Source organism: Microcystis aeruginosa NIES-2549, assembly GCF_000981785.2.
Classification (GTDB): Bacteria; Cyanobacteriota; Cyanobacteriia; order Cyanobacteriales; family Microcystaceae; genus Microcystis; species Microcystis aeruginosa_C.
In genome coordinates this window covers 753,336-776,106 of record NZ_CP011304.1, presented here as the reverse complement: position 1 = coordinate 776,106, position 22,771 = coordinate 753,336, and the positions used below count along the sequence as shown (strand labels likewise).

The window sequence follows — 22,771 nt, the reverse complement described above, 5'->3', positions numbered from 1 at the left end:
ATCTACTAATTTGGGATTTTTCAGGGGAAACTTTCTCCTAAAATTGGGGGTTACTTTCGGTTTTATTACTCAATCCAAGCTTTTGGGGGGTTCTACCCCCCAAACCCCCCGTTGGGGGCGTGGCGCCGCCCCCAAACCCCCCGCGCATTAGCTTTTCGGTGGGATGCTTACACGCGATTGTTCATATTTTTATACTAATTTAAGAGTCACTGATAATTGCTGATTCTCGGTATTTCTGCAAATGTGGGATGCACCCAACCCTAACTAAAGCGACGGTAAAACTAGCTACTTTTGACTGGCTTTAATCCGGTTCCAAACATCCTCTAAACTTAGATATAACACAGGCACAACAATTAAACTCAACAGGGAAGAAGTCACTAAACCTCCCACAATTACCATCGCCATGGGTTGCCGCAATTCCGCACCAGTACCCAATCCCAAAGCGAGCGGAATCATGCCTAAAATTGTCGAACAAGTGGTCATTAAAATCGGTCTTAACCTAATCATTCCCGTTTCTAAAACCGCTTGCTCCCGACTCCAACCCTGTTGACGCAATTGGTTAGTATAATCCAGCAATAACACAGCGTTTTTATCCAGTAATCCCAAGAGGAAGATAAACCCGATCAAAGAAATCATACTAAACTCACTACCCGTTACCAATAACCCTAACATTGCCCCCACAATCGCTAAAGGTAAACATAAAGCGATGACGATAGTTTCTAGCAGTCTTCTGAATAATAACCATAAAACTCCTAACATTAAAATTGTCGCTAGGATTAAAGTGCGACCAAAACTGCCCAAAACATCGCTACTTTGAGAAGAAGTACCCCAACGCTGTAAAGTTATCCCTTCCGGTAAAGGAATCCCTTCAATTTTAATCGCCGCATCTTCTAAGCCTAAATCCGGACTGAGATTAGCACTAAGAAAAATCGCCTGTTGACCATTTAAACGCTCGATCGCCAAAAAATCCCCCCGCTCATTTAATCTAGATGATAGGGAAATATCCTTTAAACCAGCGATTTTAGCGGCCTCAACCCGCAATTTCTCGGCACTATCGCGCAATAGTGGCAAATTATCGCTTTTAATCGCAATTTGGATCGGCTTTTCCGCTTCCGTCTGCACAAAAGGAATGTCCTCGACACTGACATTCACCCCTCTAATTGTCGGTAAAATTTGCCGAATCCGTTGCTGCACCCCACTGGTGTGAGATTTACGATCGCCCTTCAGTTTAACGTGAATTTTGCCACGATTCGGCTCACCGCGTAAACCGGCGATCATAAAAGTCGATTCCACTTCCCCATCGCGTAAAATCGGCGCTTCTAATTTGCTGCCATCCCGGACAGTGCGACGCAGGAGAAAACTTTCGGGAGAACTCGCTAACTGGGAAATCCAAGCGAAACTATCAGTAGAACTCTTATTTTTTGGTTTATTAGGGCTAATTTGCGTTATTTTCGGCAAAGGAGAAGTATAAACCAGATTAAACTCGCCGCGATCGAGTCGGGGAATAAATCCCCTAGAAATAAAAGGAATCAAGGCAATACCCGCAAAAAAGGTAATTAGGGCAATAGCAATGACCAGCAAACGATGACGCAATGACCAGTTTAAGAGCCGTCGATAGGCGTTCTCAATTGGTCGCTTTTGTTTCGTCATTTTTGCCCGTGCCTGCGGTTTCAGCCAATATACTGCCAAAACTGGCGATAAAGTTCGGGCAACCAACAGGGAAAAAATCACCGCAGCCGAGACAGTTAAACCGAAGGGTTGGAAAAACTGCCCCACCGCACCCCCCATAAAAGCCACGGGTATAAACACGGCAACAATGGTTAAAGTGGAAGCAGTGACAGCTAATCCGATCTCCCTTGTCCCCTTAAGTGCCGCATTTTTCGGGGTTTCCCCCGCATCGATTAAACGGGAAATATTCTCCACATCCACGATCGCATCATCCACGACAATGCCGATCACCAAAGCGAGAGCCAGCAGCGTCAGGGTTTCCAGATTAAACCCATAGATGGCCATGATAATGAAAGTCCCCAAAAGAGATAGGGGGATAACCAGAGCAGAAATGATTGTAGCGGCGAAACTGCCTAAAAATATCAAGATCACCAGCACTGACAGCAAAACTGCCAAAAGTAAATCATCGATCGTGCCTTGTAGGGCAGCGCGAATATATTCCGCTTGGGTTTCAGCTAAAATTATCTTGACATCGGGCAGTTTTTGTGCTATGTCTTTAACCCGTTTTTCTGCTTGAGCAACGAGATCGAGACTATTGGCGGCACCTTTTTTGATTACCTGCACTGCGATCGCCTCTTGGCCGTTAAAGCGCACCAGCGTGGGCAATGGTCGGGTTAAGCTTTTATGGGGATTATCTTCCCTAACTGTACCTTGACCGAGTAAATTAACTTTAGCCGTACCAGGAAGAGCTTTTAAGGGCGGAATTAAATTATCTTGGGCGATTTGGCTTAATTCTTCTAGAGTTTTCTGCTCACTCACCAGCGCATATGTGACTGTTGCCGACTCATTTAAATCAACGGGGATAACTTCTGTGGTAGCTTGAGGGGGTAAAGGGACTTGCGAGATAGTCTGTTTAACTGCTGCAGTGGCTTTGTCTAAATTTGTGCCAATTTTAAAGAAAATGCTGATTACTGACTGTCCGGGGGAAGTAGTCGAGGACACATCCCGACAACCGGGGAGAGAGAAAAGGGGATTTTCTAGGGGTTTAGTTAATTGCTGTTCCGTGGTGATAGCAGTAGCTAAATCCGCTTGAGCGTTAATTATTACGACTGGAAAGCTGATATCGGGGAAAAGAGCGTATTTTAAGGAACTAAAAGCCAAAATTCCCGCCACTGCCACCGCTAACCAGAAAGCAATGGTTAACCTCGGGGCATTAATCGCTATTCGAGAGATATTCAGACGTTCTCGCCACGATTCTTTCATGTTTGTTGAATAAGTGGGGTATGGGGTGTGGGGTGTAGGGTGTGGGGTGTGGGGAGTTTTCTCAGTGAACTGATAACTGATAACTGATAACTGATAACTGATAACTGACTCCTAACCCCATGGTAGATGTTGGATTTTTGCAGAAGTTCTATTTTCTGACAAAGATAAGCAAAAATTATTTATTGACTGCAAAAACTTGAGAATATTTAAATTAACATTCCGCAATATTTATAAATTCTTAAGAATTAATTGAGAAAGATTTTTATTTAACAACGACGTTATAATGGTTACAGCGATTTGATAGAATTTCATAATGGGTTATTTTGTGCTTTTTTGGGCAGCAATGGTTGAAACCCTTGCCACACCTAGAAGGTGATCCTAATTAAGACGGGTAAATCAGTCATTTTCACCCACAACGATGATCTTTTTTTTGTGTAGTTTTATTGCAAAAAAAAAGTTTTTTTGACAAAAAGCACAAAGTATGATAAAGGAGAAGGTATCCTGGAATTATGAATTGGGGAGAGTGATTGCCTTTATTTAGAAAACGGGTTTCTTCGAGAAAATATTTAGAAAACGGGTTTCTTCGAGAAACCCGTTTTCTTGTAATAAATGTTAATTTTTGTGATAGCAACCTTGAAAAATTGGGGATTGTTGGCCTAAAACTGTTAGCAGTAAACCTTTGCAGTTAATGTCATGACTTCTACCCTGTTGCCGATTTTTCCTGCTGTTTACGATGTTTTGTTCGATTTAGCTCAATCTGATGGATTTTGTGCGAATTTGGCAATCGCTGTCGGTTAAGGGGGTGAGGTCATAACAATCCGTTGCCAAAACCGACTTTTCAGAATACAATACATAAGAGTAGTCATTCATCGCTCAGATTAGTTAAGATGATATTACATGACTAATAATATTGACCATGACCGCTTATTTAAGGAGTTAATTTCGACCTTTTTTGTCGAATTTATTGAGTTATTTTTTCCTCAATTGATGGATTATTTAGATAGGGACTCGATTACTTTTTTAGACAAAGAAGTATTTACTGATGTCACGGAAGGAGAAAGGTATGAAAGCGATTTAGTCGCACAAGTTAAGTTTCGAGGAAAAGAATCTTTTTTTCTGATTCATGTAGAGGCGCAGGAAAGTTCCCGAAAGTGGTTTAACCGGCGAATGTTTACTTATTTTGCTCGCTTTCATGAGAAATTTGTCTTACCGATTTATCCGATTGTAATTTTTTCTTATTCAAAGCCAAAAAGAGCAGCGATTAGTCAATATGTAGTCGATTTTCCTGATTTAAAAGTCTTAGAATTTAACTATCAGGTAGTGCAGTTAAATCGATTAAATTGGCGAGATTTTCTTAATCAACCGAATCCAGTTGCTTCAGCTTTGATGGCTAAGATGAACATTGCCGAGAAAGAGCGAGCCAAGGTAAAAGCGGAATGTCTGCGCTTGTTAATTACTTTAAAGTTAAATCCTGCAAAAATGCAATTAATTTCCGGATTTATTGATACATATATCAATCTAAATCCTGCCGAAGAGATACAATTTCAACAAGAGATTAGCACATTTAGTCAACCCGTACAGGAGGGAGTTATGCAAATTACTACCAGTTGGATGCGTCAAGGTATTGAACTAGGTATCGAACAAGGTATTGAACAAGGTATCGAACGCGGTATCGAACAAGGTATTGAACAAGGTATTGAACAAGGTATTGAACAAGGTATTGAACGCGGTATCGAACAAGGTATCGAACGCGAAAAGACATTGATTCTTCGTCAAATTAAACGCAAGTTAGGGGAGATTAATCCTTCATTGGAAACTAAAATTATGCAGTTAAGTATTGATGATGTCGAAGTATTAGGAGAAGCTTTATTCGATTTCTCTACGGTTGAAGATTTAATCAATTGGTTAAATACTTTAACTGCCTAGTTTTGACGTTAGCGTTCGCCTTCTGACAACAACCCACTAAAATTGTCATAATGAAACAAACAACCGCTAATTATGATGAACCCTGGAAAGAAGCATTAACCGAGTATTTTGAAGCATTTTTACATTTCTTCTTTCCCGAAGTTCACCAATTAATTGATTGGACAAAAATTCCCGAATCTCTAGAAAAAGAACTCAAACGGATTACCGCTTCAGCAAAGACAAAAAAACGTTTCGCTGACAAACTTTATAAAGTCTGGTTACTCAGGGGTGAAGAAATCTGGATTTTGATTCATATTGAAATTCAAAGTCAATACGAAGAAAATTTCCCTCAGAGGATGTATATTTATAACTATCGTGCCTTTGATTTGTATCAGAAACCAGTTATCAGTCTGGCAATTTTAGGAGATGAACGAGTAAATTGGCGACCAGATTCCTATAATTATACTATCGCTGGCTGTGAAGTGAGTCTGAAATTCCCAACGGTTAAATTACTGGACTATGAGGAAAACTGGTCAGAACTAGAAACAAGTAGCAATCCCTTTGCTATAATAGTCATGGCACACCTGAAAACAAAAGCGACTACTGGGAAGCTGCCAGAACGGGAACAGTGGAAGTGGAGGTTAATCAGGGGATTATATGAAAAGGAGTTCGAGAGGGAACAGATAATTAAACTGTTTGAAATCATCGACAATATGATGACTTTATCCCCTGAATTACAGTCAAGTTTAGAAAGTAAAATCAAACAATTTGAGGAGGAAAGAACCATGCCTTTAATAAGTAATATGGAGTTACGAGGAAGGAAAATTGGTGAGGAAATTGGGGAGTTACGAGGAATAGAACGCGGTAAGGAAATTGGTAAGGAAATTGGAGCGTTAGAAAATGCTCGTGATTTTGTGAAAAAAGTTTTGGAAAACCGACTAGGCGATATCCCTGGAGATATTGGACAATGTCTCAATGATGCTTCAGTTATTTCGGTTTTAGAAGAGATGTTAAAAGCCGCACTTATAGTAAATTCTTTTGAGGAGTGTAGGAAGTCTTTTAGTATCATCATAAATAAGTAGTGTGGGTAATACCTACCTTACTTAGTAAACTGTTTGAAATTATCGACAATATGATGACTTTATCCCCTGAATTGCAGTCAAGTTTAGAGAGTAAAATCAAACAATTTGAGGAGGAAAGAACCATGCCTTTAATGAGTAATATGGAGTTACGAGGAATAGAACAGGGTAAGGAAATTGGTAAGGAAATTGGAGCGTTAGAGAATGCTCGTGATTTTGTCAAAACAGTTTTGCAAGCTCGCTTAGGTGAAGTTCCTTGGCTCTTCCGAACTTGTCATGTAAAATTAAAGAAAAAACAGACAATTATTGCTGACCAATAAAACAATAATTTATCTTTAAAAGCTGACTATGCTTGCAATACAGCAATTTATTGTTTAAAATATAGACAGCCAAGACCAGCAATTTTAGACACAAGCTATACTTATGCCATCAAATCCACAATTAAAGTTAATGACCGAGCTACTTCACCTAGAAGGAGTTGTCGTTACCAATTATCAAATTATTACCGATATAGGAATTGTTTTACATTTAGAAAATATGTCAAGAGAAAGCCAGTGCATTCATTGTGGAAGTAAAACGGAAAAAGTTCATCAAAACAATGAATTAACAATCCGAGATTTACCCTTTGGAGAACAGGCATTATATCTGAGAATCAATCGTCGTCAGATGAGATGCGAGAAATGTGGGAAAAAATTCACAGAAGAACTAAATTATTTGCCGAAGAAAAGAACCTACACAGACAGATTTAGAAAAAAAATAGTGGCCGAAGTCCTGAATAGTGATCTCAAAAATACGGCAGAAAGAAATGGAGTAAGCGAACAAGAAATAGAGACGATGCTCAAAGACTTAGGAGAAGAGTTAATAACCGCAAAACCTCAAGGGCTAAAAAAACTAGGAATAGATGAAATAGCCATGATAAAGGGAAAAGGAAATTACTATGCTGTGTTAGTAAATATAGACACAGGAAAAATTATAGGCTTAGGGGAAAAAAGAACAGAAGAAGCATTAACAGAATACCTGAAACACTGGGGAGAAGAGGTTTTGAGCCAAATAGAGGAAGTAAGTATAGACCTGTGGATAGGGTATAAAAATGTGGCAGAAAAACTAATGCCTCAAGCTCAAATAGTAGGGGATAGATTCCATGTAATGAAACAAGTAAATAACGAGCTAGATGAAGCAAGAAAGGAGGTAAAAAGAGAGGCAGCTAAGATAAAAAACAAGAAAAATAAAGAAAATATCTTAGCAGGAATAGCCAAGAGCAAATATGCCTTATTAAAGAATGAAGGAGACTTAGTAGAGAAAGAAAGGAAAAAATTGGAAGAAATATATAAAGTGTCTCCAAAACTTGGGGAAATGCACAAATTAAAAGAGGAATTTAGAGAAGTATTTGAGAAAAATACGGAGGGGAATGAGGGATTATTTGCCTTGAGTGATTGGCTCAAAAAGGCGATGGCTTACTTTCCTAAAAGCTGCCAGACAATTCGGCGGTGGATTGACGAAATAACTGCCTATTTTGATAACCGAACAACCCAGGGAACAGTTGAAGGAATTAATAATAAACTGAAGGTGATTAAAAGGAGAGGCTATGGATTTAGAAACTTTAAAAACTTTAGTCTTAGATGTTTATTAAATTGGCATTTTGCTAGTTGATTTTACATGGTAAGTTCGGAAGAACCAGTTCCTTTAGATGTGGAACAATACCTGAATAAAGTTTCCGTACTATCTACATTACAAGAGATTGTTAAATTAGCAGCTACCGCTCATTCTCTCGCAGAATTTAATCAGTCTTTGGCAAAAATCCAATCCTAGAACTTCTTTGAGAAACCCGTTTTCTGTATAAATATTAATTTTTGTTACAGGGGTCTTGAAAAATTGGGGATTGTTGGCCTAAAACTGTTAGCAGTAAACCTTTGCAGTTAATGTCATGACTTCTACCCTGTTGCCGATTTTTCCTGCTGTTTACGATGTTTTGTTCGATTTAGCTCAATCTGATGGCTTGGTTCAAGCTAATCAGGTGGCTGGTGTGAGAAATCAAGGTTTAACCGCTAATTGATGATTTGACAGTCTTCAACCCTAACCCACACCAGCTAGTTAGGCAGTTGTTTAAAAACCGGCTGACTCGGCTGAATAAATAATAGCAAAGCAATTTGTGGGCTATGTCCACTCTACATTACTAAATTATGGTTAAAGCTAAAAGCTTTGCCAATAATTTGATTTTAGATCATTTTCTACAATTGAAAAACATATTACTGAGAGCTATGAGCAACCCAAATATTGATTTAAATCCAGCGCAGTGGAGTTTCAGAGGAAACTCATCTGATATAAGTAATGCTATCAATGCAATTACTTCTCGATTTTCAAGCGATCGCGGCAATATTATTAATGGATATTCTGCTACGAAGTTAGTCGTTGATCAATTTTTAGCTAATCCAAAAGTAACAAACCAGCAACTTATTCAAATTTCCAGAAGTACATTAGATAAATTTTCGGCTGATGATTCTACCGTTCCCACGAAATACTCAGATTATGCCACAAAACCTGGTCATCTGATGGCGGTGGACGCATTTTATATGCTTACTGGCAATCCCAAAGGCCAAGTTTCTACAAAGCTTAATGGTTTGGGTTTTACTGGTACTTCAAGTCTCCTCATTACTTATGCAGAAAACAATCCCGCACTGCTATTAGGAACAATAGAACATGATTTAACAGACTATCTTCAAGATGCAGGCGTTACCAATCTAAACACTTCTCTTTGGGGAATAGCAGACAAAGCCGCTTCTGCGTTGGTTATGTTTGCAGAAACCTTAGTTAGTGGATATATTCCATCAGAAGAAGAAATCTTCAATGTTATGGGTACGCGCCAGTTGCCAACTAGAGAAATGGAACTAAGGCAAACTGTTACTAGGCTAGGAAATGTTAGTTCAACTCTCGCTACTAAGTTAGCAATGCACTATGGAAATGAAGACTTCGGGAGTCAATTAATTGCCGCAACTGCAACAAAAACCCTTGGCGGGTGGTTAGGAGATAATTTAGCTTATCAACTGGCAAGTGTGGGAAGCTCAATACCAGCACGAGCTTTATATACAAGACTTTATGGGAACTTTACTAATACATTGTTGGGTTTTGGTAGTTCTGCAATTAGTCAAGCTTTTTCAGAGAAATTTGATATAGAAGATCCCCTTGCTCAAATTGCGATTGATCAAGTTACTGCTTCACTAACTAATCATATTTTTTCTGGGTTAACTGAGGCTGCTTTTGGCAAATCGTTTGCTGTTAATTATTTAGGAGTAGATCCTTATATCAACCTCAGCCTTACAAAAGCATCAATTATTGGAGAGGTTGTTAATACAGGGTTTGGCGCATTGCAATCTTTCGCAAGTACTCAACTTTTTAATTATGTCGATAAGGTATGGACGGGGGCTGACTTAAATAATTTTGGTGCTTCGATTGGTGGAGTAATCGGTGGTTTTATTGCTCCCGGAATTGGGAACTTTTTGGGTTCAGTTATTGGTGGATGGGCGTGGGATCTTATTTTTGACAAAGATCCTCGTGCTTATTATTCTGTATATTACAATGTTGCAGCGGGTAAGTTTGTTAGTCAATTTAGCTTTTCAGCAGACGGTGGAAAAACAGAAGTGGCTCAACAGATGGCTCAATCTGCATCAGATACGCTTCAGTTGATTGCTGGCATGATTGGAGGTACTCCTTTAAGTATTACTGCCACCGAATATGGTCATTATGAAAAAGAATTTGTTTTTAATGTTGGTGGTAGTGGTAGAAATTCTTTTTCAAGTATTCAAGCGGCTTTAGATAATGGCATTATCAGACAGTTAAAAACGCTGAATATTCAAGCGGGCGATCCTTATATGAAGCGTTTAATTGCTCTTCCTTCTTATAATTCTGATCTCAAAGGTTTGTTTACTGATCTGGGTGTTGCAAAGGAGTATAGTGTTCATAAAGTTGATCCCATACTCTACGGTCAGGCTATTTTAAATGTTGATAATGCGGATGCACGAAAATATTTACTCGATGATTGGCGCAGGGTACAAACAAGAGCAAAAGAGCTAACACTTGATGCTTTGCCTGGGGATGATGGAAGTGAGTTTATTGTTGGCTCCGATGGAAGTGATGACATTAATGCTGGAGTAGGCAATGATCTGATTTACAGTGATCGAGGAATTGATATCATCAATGGCGGCGATGGAAATGACCTATTAATCATTGATTATTCTAGTAATCAATATGCTGGATCAAATGTTCATCCGGCAGGCATTTCTTATTACGACGGGTTTTCCCAATCATATACTTGCTATTACGATGACAAAGACTATAGCTATGATAAGGTCCTTTTCTATAGTATTGAACAATTTCAGATCACTGGAACTAATGGAAGCGATTATATTGGTACCAGAGATGGGAACGACACTATCAATGGTGGCGGTGGAAACGATACTATCGAAGGTGGATTGGGCAATGATATAATTAATGGCGGTGACGGAAACGATGCTATAGCAGCTGGAGGAGGAAGTGATGTTATTAATGCCGGCACTGGTGACGATACAGTTGCAAATGTGAGCGGAGATGACATCATTGACGGTGGCACTGGTCTTGACACGATTAGTGACTTAAATTATGACTCCTCCAATAGCGCAATTATTCTCAACGAACTGGGAGGCGCAGCTACGCTTCTTGGCACTAATATAAAAAATATTGAGCGCTTCGGAAGTGTCATCCTGGGTAGTGGAAATGATAAAATTGAATTCAGCAGTCGTTTCAACAATCAAGAAATCAACTCCGGCCAAGGCAATGACACTATTAATGGAGGCTTAGGAATTGATATCATCAATGGCGGCGATGGAAATGACCTATTAATCATTGATTATTCTAGTAATCAATATGCTGGATCAAATGTTCATCCGGCAGGCATTTCTTATTACGACGGGTTTTCCCAATCATATACTTGCTATTACGATGACAAAGACTATAGCTATGATAAGGTCCTTTTCTATAGTATTGAACAATTTCAGATCACTGGAACTAATGGAAGCGATTATATTGGTACCAGAGATGGGAACGACACTATCAATGGTGGCGGTGGAAACGATACTATCGAAGGTGGATTGGGCAATGATATAATTAATGGCGGTGACGGAAACGATGCTATAGCAGCTGGAGGAGGAAGTGATGTTATTAATGCCGGCACTGGTGACGATACAGTTGCAAATGTGAGCGGAGATGACATCATTGACGGTGGCACTGGTCTTGACACGATTAGTGACTTAAATTATGACTCCTCCAATAGCGCAATTATTCTCAACGAACTGGGAGGCGCAGCTACGCTTCTTGGCACTAATATAAAAAATATTGAGCGCTTCGGAAGTGTCATCCTGGGTAGTGGAAATGATAAAATTGAATTCAGCAGTCGTTTCAACAATCAAGAAATCAACTCCGGCCAAGGCAATGACACTATTAATGGAGGCTTAGGAATTGATATCATCAATGGCGGCGATGGAAATGACCTATTAATCATTGATTATTCTAGTAATCAATATGCTGGATCAAATGTTCATCCGGCAGGCATTTCTTATTACGACGGGTTTTCCCAATCATATACTTGCTATTACGATGACAAAGACTATAGCTATGATAAGGTCCTTTTCTATAGTATTGAACAATTTCAGATCACTGGAACTAATGGAAGCGATTATATTGGTACCAGAGATGGGAACGACACTATCAATGGTGGCGGTGGAAACGATACTATCGAAGGTGGATTGGGCAATGATATAATTAATGGCGGTGACGGAAACGATGCTATAGCAGCTGGAGGAGGAAGTGATGTTATTAATGCCGGCACTGGTGACGATACAGTTGCAAATGTGAGCGGAGATGACATCATTGACGGTGGCACTGGTCTTGACACGATTAGTGACTTAAATTATGACTCCTCCAATAGCGCAATTATTCTCAACGAACTGGGAGGCGCAGCTACGCTTCTTGGCACTAATATAAAAAATATTGAGCGCTTCGGAAGTGTCATCCTGGGTAGTGGAAATGATAAAATTGAATTCAGCAGTCGTTTCAACAATCAAGAAATCAACTCCGGCCAAGGCAATGACACTATTAATGGAGGCTTAGGAATTGATATCATCAATGGCGGCGATGGAAATGACCTATTAATCATTGATTATTCTAGTAATCAATATGCTGGATCAAATGTTCATCCGGCAGGCATTTCTTATTACGACGGGTTTTCCCAATCATATACTTGCTATTACGATGACAAAGACTATAGCTATGATAAGGTCCTTTTCTATAGTATTGAACAATTTCAGATCACTGGAACTAATGGAAGCGATTATATTGGTACCAGAGATGGGAACGACACTATCAATGGTGGCGGTGGAAACGATACTATCGAAGGTGGATTGGGCAATGATATAATTAATGGCGGTGACGGAAACGATGCTATAGCAGCTGGAGGAGGAAGTGATGTTATTAATGCCGGCACTGGTGACGATACAGTTGCAAATGTGAGCGGAGATGACATCATTGACGGTGGCACTGGTCTTGACACGATTAGTGACTTAAATTATGCCTCCTCCAATAGCGCAATTATTCTCAACGAACTGGGAGGCGCAGCTACGCTTCTTGGCACTAATATAAAGAATATTGAGCGCTTCGGAAGTGTCATCCTGGGTAGTGGAAATGATAAAATTGAATTCAGCAGTCGTTTCAACAATCAAGAAATCAACTCAGGCCAAGGTAATGACACAATTAATGCCGGTTTGGGAATTGATATCATCAATGGCGGCGATGGAAATGACCTATTAATTATTGATTATTCTAGCAATCTATTTGCTGGATCTACAAATTATCAAGGAGGCATATTTTATGAGTTTGGGGGATATTACGAACGTTATACCTGCTCTTACAGCAATGAAAATTTTGATCAAATCCGATTCAGTGATATTGAACAATTTCAGATCACTGGAACTAATGGAAGCGACCATATTGTTACCAGAGATGGGAATGACACTATCAATGGTGGCGGTGGAAACGATACTATCGAAGGTGGATTGGGCAATGATGTAATTAGTGGCGGTGACGGAAACGATGCTATAGCAGCCGGAGGAGGAAGTGATGTTATTATTGGTGTTAAAACAGGCTCTACTGAACCTGGGAAAAATGAAGTCGATACTCTAACCGGTGGCGAAGGACGTGATACCTTCATCCTTGGCGATGCTACAAGCATATTCTATGATGATGGTAATACAACTAATGCAGGTACTAGCGACTACGCGATAATTGCCGATTTTAACCCCACTGATGATATTATTCAGATTCGCCGTTCAAGTAGTGACTATCTATTGACGGTTTCTGGTTCTAATACTAATCTATATATCAACAAACCCGGCAGCGAACCAGATGAACTCATTGCGGTTATCAATAATCAAACAGCATTAAGTCTAACTGCTAGTTATTTTAGCTATGTTTCTAGTCCGACTCTTCCCAGTATTACTCTTGCTGTCTCTCCCAGTAGCGTAACTGAAGATGGGACAACCAACTTAGTCTATACCTTCACTCGTACCGGTTCTACTACCAGCGCCTTAACCGCTAACTATACAGTTGGGGGAACAGCTACTCTCAATACCGATTACACTCGTACAGGGACTAACAATACAGTCACCTTTGCCGCTAATTCATCCACTGCTACTATAACTGTTGACCCCACTGCTGATACCACAGTTGAACCCGATGAAACCGTCACCTTAACCCTAGCTTCTGGGACAGGTTATACCGTAGGTACGACCACCGCAGTGACGGGGACAATTAAGAATGATGATGTCACCCTTCCTAGTATTACTCTTGCAGTTTCTCCCAGTAGTGTTAATGAAGACGGGACAACCAACTTAGTCTATACCTTCACTCGTAGCGGTTCCACAACAAATGCTTTAACAGTCAATTACACCCTCGGGGGAACAGCTACTTTAAATACCGACTACACTCGTACAGGGACTACCAATACTGTCACCTTTGCCGCTGGTTCATCCACTGCTACTGTAACAGTTGACCCCACTGCTGATACTACAGTTGAAAGTGATGAGACTGTTATTTTAACTCTTGCTTCTGGGACAGGTTATACAATAGGTACAACCACCCCAGTGACGGGAACCATTAAGAATGATGATGTCACCCTTCCCAGTATTACTCTTGCTGTCTCTCCCAGTAGCGTAACTGAAGATGGGACAACCAACTTAGTCTATACCTTCACTCGTACCGGTTCTACTACCAGCGCCTTAACCGCTAACTATACAGTTGGGGGAACAGCTACTCTTAATACCGATTACACTCGTACAGGGACTAACAATACAGTCACCTTTGCTGCTAATTCATCCACTGCTACTATAACTGTTGACCCCACTGCTGATACCACAGTTGAACCCGATGAAACCGTCACCTTAACCCTAGCTTCTGGGACAGGTTATACCGTAGGTACGACCACCGCAGTGACGGGGACAATTAAGAATGATGATGTCACCCTTCCTAGTATTACTCTTGCAGTTTCTCCCAGTAGCGTAACTGAAGATGGGACAACCAACTTAGTCTATACCTTCACTCGTACCGGTTCTACTACCAGCGCCTTAACCGCTAACTATACAGTTGGGGGAACAGCTACTCTCAATACCGATTACACTCGTACAGGGACTAACAATACAGTCACCTTTGCCGCTAATTCATCCACTGCTACTATAACTGTTGACCCCACTGCTGATACCACAGTTGAACCCGATGAAACCGTCACCTTAACCCTAGCTTCTGGGACAGGTTATACCGTAGGTACGACCACCGCAGTGACGGGGACAATTAAGAATGATGATGTCACCCTTCCTAGTATTACTCTTGCAGTTTCTCCCAGTAGTGTTAATGAAGACGGGACAACCAACTTAGTCTATACCTTCACTCGTAGCGGTTCCACAACAAATGCTTTAACAGTCAATTACACCCTCGGGGGAACAGCTACTTTAAATACCGACTACACTCGTACAGGGACTACCAATACTGTCACCTTTGCCGCTGGTTCATCCACTGCTACTGTAACAGTTGACCCCACTGCTGATACTACAGTTGAAAGTGATGAGACTGTTATTTTAACTCTTGCTTCTGGGACAGGTTATACCGTAGGTACGACCACCGCAGTGACGGGGACAATTACCAATGACGACTTTTCCCAACTATCCATCAATAATATCACCGTTGTGGAAGGTCAAGATAGTAATGCAATTCTTACCGTCACTGTCAACAACCCCAATCCACAACCAATTAGCGTCAATTATACTACTGCACCCGTTAACGCTACCGCTAATGTAGATTACACTAGCAAAACTGGAACTCTCACCATTGCTGCTAATACTTCTACTGCTACTATTAGCATCCCCATCCTCAATGATAACCTTAATGAAGCAAACGAAACTTTTGCCATTAACCTCAGTAATCCCGTCAATGCAACTCTTACCAATAACAAGGGAATTGTCACCATCAGCGATACCTTAACCGCTAATGTCACAACTACCCTACCTGCTAATGTGGAAAACCTCACCCTCACTGGTACTACAAATATTAACGGAACTGGTAACACCTTAAATAACATTATCACCGGTAATAGTGGTAACAATATCCTTAATGGTGCAACAGGAATTGATACCCTCATCGGTGGTTTAGGGAATGATACTTATCAAGTTGATACTACTACCGATACGATTACGGAAAACGCTAACCAAGGGACAGATACTGTTCAATCTTCTGTAACTTATACCCTGGGAAATAACTTAGAAAACCTCACGTTAACGGGAACCGCAAATATTAACGGAACCGGTAACACCTTAAATAATGTTATCACCGGTAATAGTGGTAACAATATCCTTAATGGTAGTGATGGGAATGATACCTTGATTGGTGGTACTGGTAATGATACCCTAACAGGGGGTGCGGGTGGCGATCAATTCACCTTCAACAACCGCAATGAAGGGATTGACACAATTACTGATTTTCTCTCCAGTCAGGGGGATAAAATTGCTGTCTCTGCTGCGGGTTTTGGCGGTGGTTTAGCCGCAGGAGTTTCCATTACAGCCGCTCAATTTGTATTAGGAACAACTGCATTAAATGCCAGCAATCGCTTAATTTATAATACAATCACTGGAGGACTATTCTTTGATGGGGACGGGACAGGTACACTAGCAGCCATTCAAATTGCAACTCTTAGTTCTAAACCCACTCTTACCGCCTCTGATATACTTGTATTAGTTTAATCTTAATACAGCTTGTAGGGTGCGTGTTTGCGGTTAAAAAGGGCTGTAAGCGTTACATGGCAAGGATTTTAAGGTTTTATTCTTCTCAGCACTCTTAAGCATTAGGCTAAAATTGCTCGTCTGAAACCCTTACTCTGAGCCAATCAGCACTTTTTGAGAATTTACATACTGATAACTGATAACTGATAACTGCTATTCATACAAAATCTCATCAAAACAAGCTTCTCCCACACTCGCTAAAGTCCTAGCGGCAGCTTTATCGGTTTTCGACTTCTGCACGAGGGTGCGGAATTGCTGTAGATTGTAACGAGCCTGGAATTTTTTAATCGTGCAGTCGCATAGGTCTTTTGCCACATCAGCAGCTAACCCCTCCCCACGCGCTCTTTGTAAACATTCTTGACGATAACTGTCGAAAGTCGTGGCAGTATTAGAACTTTGGCTAAGGTAAACAGTATTATTAGCCTGTACTGGCAAGCATAAAGCCAATAAACCGATAAAAGTTAGTAAATATCTTGTATTTATGATCATAATCGCTTTTTTAAGCCTAAAATCCCCCACTAGATTAGAGAACCGCTCCATAAATTATAGATCGATCGCTTGACTCTTGGGTTCCACTCTTGGCAAACTGTCAACTGTTATGTTAGGATAAACATCTATCGATCGGCGCCATCGCCAAGTGGTAAGGCAGAGGTCTGCAAAACCTTTACCCCCAGTTCGAATCTGGGTGGCGCCTTGGTAAATGTCGGCATCTTTCTTTTATTACCTTGTCTAAATGAAGGTTTACCAAGGTTTTACCTGATAGGCTGCCACTAGATAACGAAAAATATACTCAACTATCTCTAAATAATTCTCGGTAGTTTCTAGAGACTCACCCCACACCGTCACGCCATGGTAAGAAATCAGTAAAGCGGGAATTTCTGGGGGGAAAGTTGATAATCTACTCTCTATTTCTGCGGCAATTTTCGGCACATCGAGATAGTTAGCAAAAACTGGCATAAATACTTGAGGATTTTCTATCCAAATACCTAAACCTTTCAACATTTCTAAGGGAGGTAACGATAACTTATCCTCACGAGCAAAACGGGAAACTAAATTCGCTTCCACCGAGTGGACATGATAACAAGCTTGCGCTTGGGGAAAGAGACAATAAATCACCTGATGAATGCTAGTTTCTGCGGAAGGACGATTATCCTGATGAGCTAATTCTCTGACTTTTCCCGTCAGATCCACGCGCACAAAATCCTGTTCTGTGAGTTTACCTTTACTTTTACCACTGGCAGTAATCCAAAAACTATGATCATCAACTTTAGCGGACAAATTACCTGCCGTGCCAAGCATCCAACCCAGTTGATAAAATCTTCGGGCAGCGGCAACTAGAGATAGACGAGGATCGCTCATGGTTTTTAGAGATATGGTAGATAGGGACTGACTATTATAACAATCGGACGATCCACTCGCCAGCAGATTTGGGGAGAATGTCAGTCAAGATAATCTCGCTCAAAACTAAACCCAAGGTAGAATAGAGCTAGTAACCGGTGAGCAAAAAGGAAGATTTAACCGTGGCAATGTGTTAGGAATGTGTTAGGTTAAAGATAATTGCAGCTTTGATGAATCGAGGGTTGAGCCGTGAATAACAACTTTTTCCGCAGCTATTCTGTCAATGATTCTGGTTTGGGTTGTTTCTTATCTTTGATTTTAGTCGGATTGTTGTTAGGCTCGATCGGACTGGGTTGGTTAGTCAATGGGTTTTTAATTCTCGTGGCATTCCTAATCATTTCCCCCGTCATTGCTTGGGGAATTTTTCGCTGGTGGTTACGACGCAATTTAGTTGAAGATAGCTGTCCCGTCTGTCGCTACGAATTTACGGGTTTTAATCGCACGGAATGCCAATGTCCTAACTGTGGTGAACCGTTAAAAGTGGCAGGGGGTAAGTTTATTATTCTCACCCCTCCCGGTACGATCGATGTACAAGCGATCGAAGTACCTACCCGACAGCTGGAAGATTAGGGTGAAACCATTACCATCTAGGCACGCGCACCAAACTGAAAGCGGGGGGATCTGAATTTTAACAATAACAGCAGTCCCAACAGGTGAATTGACCAATGAACGAGAATTAAGCCCCAAATAATTGCAAAAATTAAACTACTAACGGCAAGAGCTTTAAAAATATCATTATCGGTTTTTTGATACCAGAGAAGACTAAGGAAGGAAAGCAGTAGGAGTAGAAGCGGAAAAAGTGGGGAGAACATGGGGATCACCATTGGGTGAGGGGACTGTCTTCACATCCATAGCCTATCATTTTCCCTTTGCAGTTACGCGTAGCAGCGGCTACATACCCCCCTATTTGTCATAAATCTTTAGAATCAAATTAAAAAGTTGACCGAAAAATTGGGTTTAAAGCCTCGCCCTTTTAGGGCGACTTTATATGATCTATGATATTAAGAATAGCGGGCCGGGTAAGCAACCGCTTAAAAAACCCAGTCATCGCAGGATGAACGCACCGTTCGGCGGTTCGGCTGAGCTCACCGTCGAAGCCTGAGCTCACGGCCGAAGCCTTGAAAACTAGAGTTATGGGGTTCTATAGGGGAATGCTCCTATAGGTAAAAGCTCTAAGCGTCAAGTACCAGAGAAACCAATTATTTTAGAGGTTTTGAACTGTATCGTAGGGCATACGACAACAGGCTTCTGTAAGGTCGCGAAAGTCTGAGGAGAGAACCACCTCTGGGTGGGATTTCGCCAGGAATCTAATTCAAGTGGACTCGTTGAGCCAGAAATTCTCAGCAGTGATGCGAGAAGAATCCACGTCCGTTTACGGCGTGGGGTATGTCAAAAGCCAATCTTTTAGTATAAAGGTGGCGCGACAATCATCCTCATTGTAACGTAAAATAGCCGCCAATAAAGTCCGATCTCCTGTTTTTAACCACTGGTCATACCACCAAACGCATTGATCCCCGCTTACTCCTCGATCGCGCCATTGGAAGCCAATCCAGTTAGCGAGGGATTTTAAAGAATAACTTTCCACGGGAAAAGTTACGGAATTAACTACATAATAGTGCAGATCAAAACAGCGAGAAACTAACTGATTAATCAAAGAAGAAGGAGTTTTATAAAGATAACCCAATCGCTTAATTGTTTCCACTTCGTACTCAGAAAAGTGAAAAATGGGTGCTTGATAATCCTGCATGACTAAGGTTAAAAATTCCTGCCAAATCCTGCCTTCATCTTCTGGCTTTTCTGCCAAAAAGGGATAAAATTGCTGGGTATTAACTCGATAATCAACGCGTAAAATCCCCAAAAGATAATCTAAATTCTGTTCTGGTTCCGCTTCGATGTCAAAATAAAATTCAATCTCGGCCCTCGGTAGGGGAGACAAATAAGCAGTTTTCCCGTTGCTTTTGCGAAAGGCCCGATTTTCAATAATTGCTTGGGCCTGTAATTGTAACTGATTAGCCACCTCTACCCCCATCCCCTCCCCCATACGGGTAGGACAGGTAAGCGCCAGGGATTCCATGGTGGAAATCCCCAAAGACTGTAAAAATTGGTAACGACTGGGAGTCACCCCCGGGACTAAAGAAAGATGTTGACTCGCTTGAGCGATACCATAACAGTGACTATACCAATGACATAAACTGCAACGCTGACGCGAGATAAAAACTTCTGGTTCTTGGCTATTAATCACCATTTCGCCGAATTTTTTGATTATTTCCTGTAATTTAGTTAACCAGAGATTCAATTCCACCCGATAGCGATTATGACGACGTAGGACAATTTCGGCATAACCTGGAAAAACTCCCTGCATACTGGCTAATAAATAGGCGTAAAAAGTAGCCAGCAGCTTATATTCAGGCTTAGGACGGCGACCGAGTTGAATATTGAGGGGATAATAAATCCAATCGCCAAATTTCGACTTTCCTGCCTGTTTAATTAATAAATGGGGGGACCCGGTTAAAGAGACGGGATAGGCAGATTGTAAAAGGACTCCGTGATAAATACAGGATACCCCCTGACGCATCAAAGCTTCCGTTTCTCTAGCGGCGGCTAAAATATCGCTGGTGGGGGTAGTCAGGGAACAATAATCGGGATAGGAGTCTTGCAGGACTTTTTTAACGTGACTTTGACTCTCCTGGCGCAATTTAAGCAAAAAATCTCGCTCAGGGTCTTTTTCTTGGCTATTGCCGTAGAGATTTAAAAACGCACGGCGTTGACAACGTTGGTAGTCTAGAAGTAGATCATCGGTCAGTAGCATTCTATACAAGGAGAAAAGTTAAGCTTTCCTGGACCTGTGAGGTAAAGTAAAAAATAATAAACTTAAAAAAAGAAAACATTCCCAAGTGTGTTTCCTCTACTTTAATACTATTGTGACAATTGTGACTTAATCCGTCGATAGAATTCAGCCTTCGGTCGTCGGTCGTCAGGAAGTGGGGAATTCAACTAAAACCCGAAAACCCCAAAACCCAACACCTTCTAACTGATAACTGATAACTGATAACTGATAACTGATAACTGATAACTGATAACTGACCCTCCATCTCCTCGCTTATGCAGAATTTAGACGAAAATAGCCTCGATTTCGCCGTTAGTAAACCGGATTTAGCCGAACAAAGACAGGAATTTCGGGGACTTAGTAATAAAGTTTATTTTAATTTCGGTGGTCAGGGAACCTTGCCCAAGGCCGGATTAGAAGCGATTATCGATGCCCATAATTTTCTCCAACAACAGGGGCCTTTTTCAGGACGGGTAAACGATTGGATTACCAGAAAAACAGAACTTCTCAGACAAGAAATGGCTCAGGAATTGGGAATTAGCCCCAGCACTCTCTCTATCACCGAGGATGTCACTGTAGGCTGTAATATCGCCCTCTGGGGGGTTGATTGGCAAGCGGGGGAACATATTTTACTAACCGATTGTGAACACCCCGGAATTATGGCCACAGTTCGGGAAATTGCCCGTCGTTATCATCTGGAAATCTCCACTTGTCCTATTCGGGAAACTTTAAACGGTGGCAACCCAATAGAAGTCATTTCCGCCCATTTACGTCCAAAAACTAGGGTTTTGGTGGTTAGTCACGTTCTCTGGAATACCGGACAGGTTTTACCCCTCAAGGAAATCTCGCAACTTTGTCATCATAATTCTGTCACCGAAAAACCCGTTTTAGTGGTGGTGGATGCTGCCCAATCCGTGGGTTGTTTGCCCTTGGATTTAAGTGCTACCGGCGCCGATTGTTATGCTTTTACGGGTCATAAATGGTGGTGTGGACCGGCCGGTGTGGGAGGATTGTATATTCGTCCCGAAATTTTCCCTAGTTTACAGCCCACTTTTATCGGTTGGCGCGGTATTGAAACAGATAACCGAGGACAGCCTATCGGTTGGAAACCGGATGCTAGACGCTTTGAAGTGGCCACTTCTGCCTATCCTCAATTTGAGGGTTTAAGGGCAACTATTGCGGTACATAACGCCTGGGGTGATGGGGGACAAAGATACGAAAAAATCTGTCAATTAGCGGCTTATCTCTGGGGAGAATTAAACACAATTAAAGGGGTGAAATGTTTAAAAAATTCTCCGCCAGAATCCGGTTTAGTGTCCTTTCAAATTGACTCGACCATCAGCCCACAAAATTTAGTGCAACAGCTAGAAAAACAAGGTTTTTTACTGCGAACTCTCCTCGACCCCCTCTCGGTGCGTGCCTGTGTTCATTATTTCACTTTGCCCTCAGAAATCGAGCAGTTAGTAGCAGCTATCAAAAAGTTAGTTTAATTGGCAGGATTTGCCGCATTTAAACCGCATCGGAGATATTTTAGTACAAATGCTCAGGCTCTCCAGGGCAGTCCTATTTCTGCTGGTTGGCTTTCCGGGAAGGGGCGATCGAGATACCGATGCACTTGCTCGCCTTGTCGTCGGATGATTGCCTGTTCGAGCCACAAATGGGCTTCGGAAACACTGGTCTGGTCTTGACAGAGTTCTTCTAGGAGGGAAAAAGCTCCATCGGCGCGAGTTATTTTTTCAAAAGCCTTGACAAGAATGCTATTTAGTGCTAGGGATTGAAATTTGGTCGGTTGCGTCCGTAACCAATCCAGATCGAAGGGGTTATCGTAGTCGAAATCCTGACGATAGATGGCCAGACGGATTTCTCGAATTAATTGCTCTTTTCCCTGAAAAACTAGGTTTTCATGCCAACGAGTTCGGGTTTGCGGCAGTTTATTCTTGATTATCTCGGCAAAACGCTTGAATTCTCCCTTGCTAACGCTATCACGGCTGGCAATCTCGACGAGGAGGGGATGACAGCGCAGCCCGTAGCCTTTGTCCTGGATGATTACCTCCGCTTCTAGGAGGATATCTAAATGGGATTTCAGGGTTTGGGCGTTAAATCGCCGGTTTTTCTCGTCGCGGTAAGGGGTTTCATTTAAACAGTCTAGAAAAGTGCTGCGGGCGATCGGTTCATAGATTAGGGAAAAAAGACGGACGATCACCTGATCGAGTGCCGATAATTGTTGGTAGCGTTCGATGAGTTGGCGGCGGATTTGCTCGATATCTTTCATATTCGGTTAT

At 41.4% G+C, this 22,771-nt stretch carries 13 protein-coding genes, 1 tRNA gene and 2 pseudogenes; 10 read left to right on the top strand and 6 right to left on the bottom strand.

Annotated elements, in window-relative coordinates:
• Nucleotides 1–285: 285 nt before the first annotated feature.
• Entirely contained in the window at nucleotides 286–2,931 is a 2,646-nt protein-coding gene (locus tag myaer_RS03730) for an efflux RND transporter permease subunit (RefSeq protein WP_046661005.1), read from the bottom strand.
• A gap of 897 nt (nucleotides 2,932–3,828) precedes the next feature.
• Between myaer_RS03730 and myaer_RS03720 the strand changes: the two genes are divergently transcribed.
• The 7 genes and pseudogenes from myaer_RS03720 to myaer_RS03695 all read left to right on the top strand — a co-directional run bounded on the left by myaer_RS03720 (nucleotide 3,829) and on the right by myaer_RS03695 (nucleotide 16,225).
• Complete coding sequence (locus myaer_RS03720; RefSeq protein WP_046661004.1) at nucleotides 3,829–4,857, top strand: DUF4351 domain-containing protein; 1,029 nt, start codon at nucleotides 3,829–3,831, stop codon at nucleotides 4,855–4,857.
• A 50-nt stretch (nucleotides 4,858–4,907) separates the two neighbouring features.
• The gene (locus myaer_RS03715) at nucleotides 4,908–5,918 is read left to right on the top strand and encodes an Rpn family recombination-promoting nuclease/putative transposase (protein WP_046661003.1); all 1,011 of its coding nucleotides are present in this window, start codon (nucleotides 4,908–4,910) and stop codon (nucleotides 5,916–5,918) included.
• Between the two features lie 26 nt (nucleotides 5,919–5,944).
• Nucleotides 5,945–6,172: pseudogene (locus tag myaer_RS03710) on the top strand (hypothetical protein); the annotation flags it as partial.
• 166 nt (nucleotides 6,173–6,338) lie between these two features.
• The gene (locus tag myaer_RS03705; RefSeq protein WP_046661002.1) at nucleotides 6,339–7,565 is read left to right on the top strand and encodes an ISL3 family transposase; all 1,227 of its coding nucleotides are present in this window, start codon (nucleotides 6,339–6,341) and stop codon (nucleotides 7,563–7,565) included.
• Between the two features lie 6 nt (nucleotides 7,566–7,571).
• The gene (locus tag myaer_RS21510; RefSeq protein WP_201262008.1) at nucleotides 7,572–7,724 is read left to right on the top strand and encodes a hypothetical protein; all 153 of its coding nucleotides are present in this window, start codon (nucleotides 7,572–7,574) and stop codon (nucleotides 7,722–7,724) included.
• Between the two features lie 115 nt (nucleotides 7,725–7,839).
• Nucleotides 7,840–7,968 (top strand): hypothetical protein, encoded by a 129-nt coding sequence (locus tag myaer_RS22270; protein ID WP_268807310.1) that lies wholly within the window; start codon nucleotides 7,840–7,842, stop codon nucleotides 7,966–7,968.
• A gap of 496 nt (nucleotides 7,969–8,464) precedes the next feature.
• Nucleotides 8,465–16,225 carry a calcium-binding protein gene (locus tag myaer_RS03695; protein WP_158524791.1) on the top strand — a complete coding sequence of 2,587 codons (7,761 nt, stop codon included), beginning with the start codon at nucleotides 8,465–8,467 and terminating at the stop codon, nucleotides 16,223–16,225.
• 192 nt (nucleotides 16,226–16,417) lie between these two features.
• Here myaer_RS03695 and myaer_RS03690 read toward each other — a convergent pair whose 3' ends face one another.
• Nucleotides 16,418–16,753 carry a hypothetical protein gene (locus myaer_RS03690; protein WP_046663594.1) on the bottom strand — a complete coding sequence of 112 codons (336 nt, stop codon included), beginning with the start codon at nucleotides 16,751–16,753 and terminating at the stop codon, nucleotides 16,418–16,420.
• 134 nt (nucleotides 16,754–16,887) lie between these two features.
• Here myaer_RS03690 and myaer_RS03685 point away from each other — a divergent pair.
• Nucleotides 16,888–16,958, top strand: a tRNA-Cys gene (locus myaer_RS03685).
• A gap of 47 nt (nucleotides 16,959–17,005) precedes the next feature.
• Here the strand turns inward: myaer_RS03685 and mtnB are convergent.
• Nucleotides 17,006–17,623, bottom strand: coding sequence for a methylthioribulose 1-phosphate dehydratase (gene mtnB / locus myaer_RS03680; protein WP_046661000.1), 618 nt, complete (start codon nucleotides 17,621–17,623; stop codon nucleotides 17,006–17,008).
• 228 nt (nucleotides 17,624–17,851) lie between these two features.
• On the opposite strand from mtnB, the gene myaer_RS03675 reads away from it, so the two are divergent.
• Complete coding sequence (locus myaer_RS03675) at nucleotides 17,852–18,232, top strand: hypothetical protein (RefSeq protein ID WP_046660999.1); 381 nt, start codon at nucleotides 17,852–17,854, stop codon at nucleotides 18,230–18,232.
• Nucleotides 18,233–18,249: 17 nt separating this feature from the next.
• Here the strand turns inward: myaer_RS03675 and myaer_RS03670 are convergent, their stop codons facing one another.
• Both myaer_RS03670 and myaer_RS03660 read right to left on the bottom strand, forming a co-directional pair.
• A complete protein-coding gene (locus tag myaer_RS03670; protein WP_103672738.1) occupies nucleotides 18,250–18,474 on the bottom strand; it encodes a hypothetical protein in 225 nt (74 codons plus the stop codon).
• 560 nt (nucleotides 18,475–19,034) lie between these two features.
• Nucleotides 19,035–20,471, bottom strand: a complete 1,437-nt coding sequence (locus myaer_RS03660) for a TM0106 family RecB-like putative nuclease (RefSeq protein ID WP_046660998.1) — start codon at nucleotides 20,469–20,471, stop codon at nucleotides 19,035–19,037.
• A gap of 293 nt (nucleotides 20,472–20,764) precedes the next feature.
• Here myaer_RS03660 and myaer_RS03655 point away from each other — a divergent pair, with 293 nt between their 5' ends.
• Nucleotides 20,765–21,979 carry an aminotransferase class V-fold PLP-dependent enzyme gene (locus tag myaer_RS03655; protein ID WP_046660997.1) on the top strand — a complete coding sequence of 405 codons (1,215 nt, stop codon included), beginning with the start codon at nucleotides 20,765–20,767 and terminating at the stop codon, nucleotides 21,977–21,979.
• 71 nt (nucleotides 21,980–22,050) lie between these two features.
• On the opposite strand, the pseudogene myaer_RS03650 reads toward myaer_RS03655, so the two are convergent.
• Nucleotides 22,051–22,761: pseudogene (locus myaer_RS03650) on the bottom strand (ATP-dependent helicase); the annotation flags it as partial.
• Nucleotides 22,762–22,771 lie beyond the last annotated feature (10 nt).

Coding starts and splice junctions, on each gene's coding strand:
- myaer_RS03730 (WP_046661005.1), bottom strand. CDS start 2,931: ATGAAAGAATCGTGGCGAGAACGTCTGAATATCTCTCGAATAGCGATT.
- myaer_RS03720 (WP_046661004.1), top strand. CDS start 3,829: ATGACTAATAATATTGACCATGACCGCTTATTTAAGGAGTTAATTTCG.
- myaer_RS03715 (WP_046661003.1), top strand. CDS start 4,908: ATGAAACAAACAACCGCTAATTATGATGAACCCTGGAAAGAAGCATTA.
- myaer_RS03705 (WP_046661002.1), top strand. CDS start 6,339: ATGCCATCAAATCCACAATTAAAGTTAATGACCGAGCTACTTCACCTA.
- myaer_RS21510 (WP_201262008.1), top strand. CDS start 7,572: ATGGTAAGTTCGGAAGAACCAGTTCCTTTAGATGTGGAACAATACCTG.
- myaer_RS22270 (WP_268807310.1), top strand. CDS start 7,840: ATGACTTCTACCCTGTTGCCGATTTTTCCTGCTGTTTACGATGTTTTG.
- myaer_RS03695 (WP_158524791.1), top strand. CDS start 8,465: ATGGCGGTGGACGCATTTTATATGCTTACTGGCAATCCCAAAGGCCAA.
- myaer_RS03690 (WP_046663594.1), bottom strand. CDS start 16,753: ATGATCATAAATACAAGATATTTACTAACTTTTATCGGTTTATTGGCT.
- mtnB (WP_046661000.1), bottom strand. CDS start 17,623: ATGAGCGATCCTCGTCTATCTCTAGTTGCCGCTGCCCGAAGATTTTAT.
- myaer_RS03670 (WP_103672738.1), bottom strand. CDS start 18,474: ATGTTCTCCCCACTTTTTCCGCTTCTACTCCTACTGCTTTCCTTCCTT.
- myaer_RS03660 (WP_046660998.1), bottom strand. CDS start 20,471: ATGCTACTGACCGATGATCTACTTCTAGACTACCAACGTTGTCAACGC.
- myaer_RS03655 (WP_046660997.1), top strand. CDS start 20,765: ATGCAGAATTTAGACGAAAATAGCCTCGATTTCGCCGTTAGTAAACCG.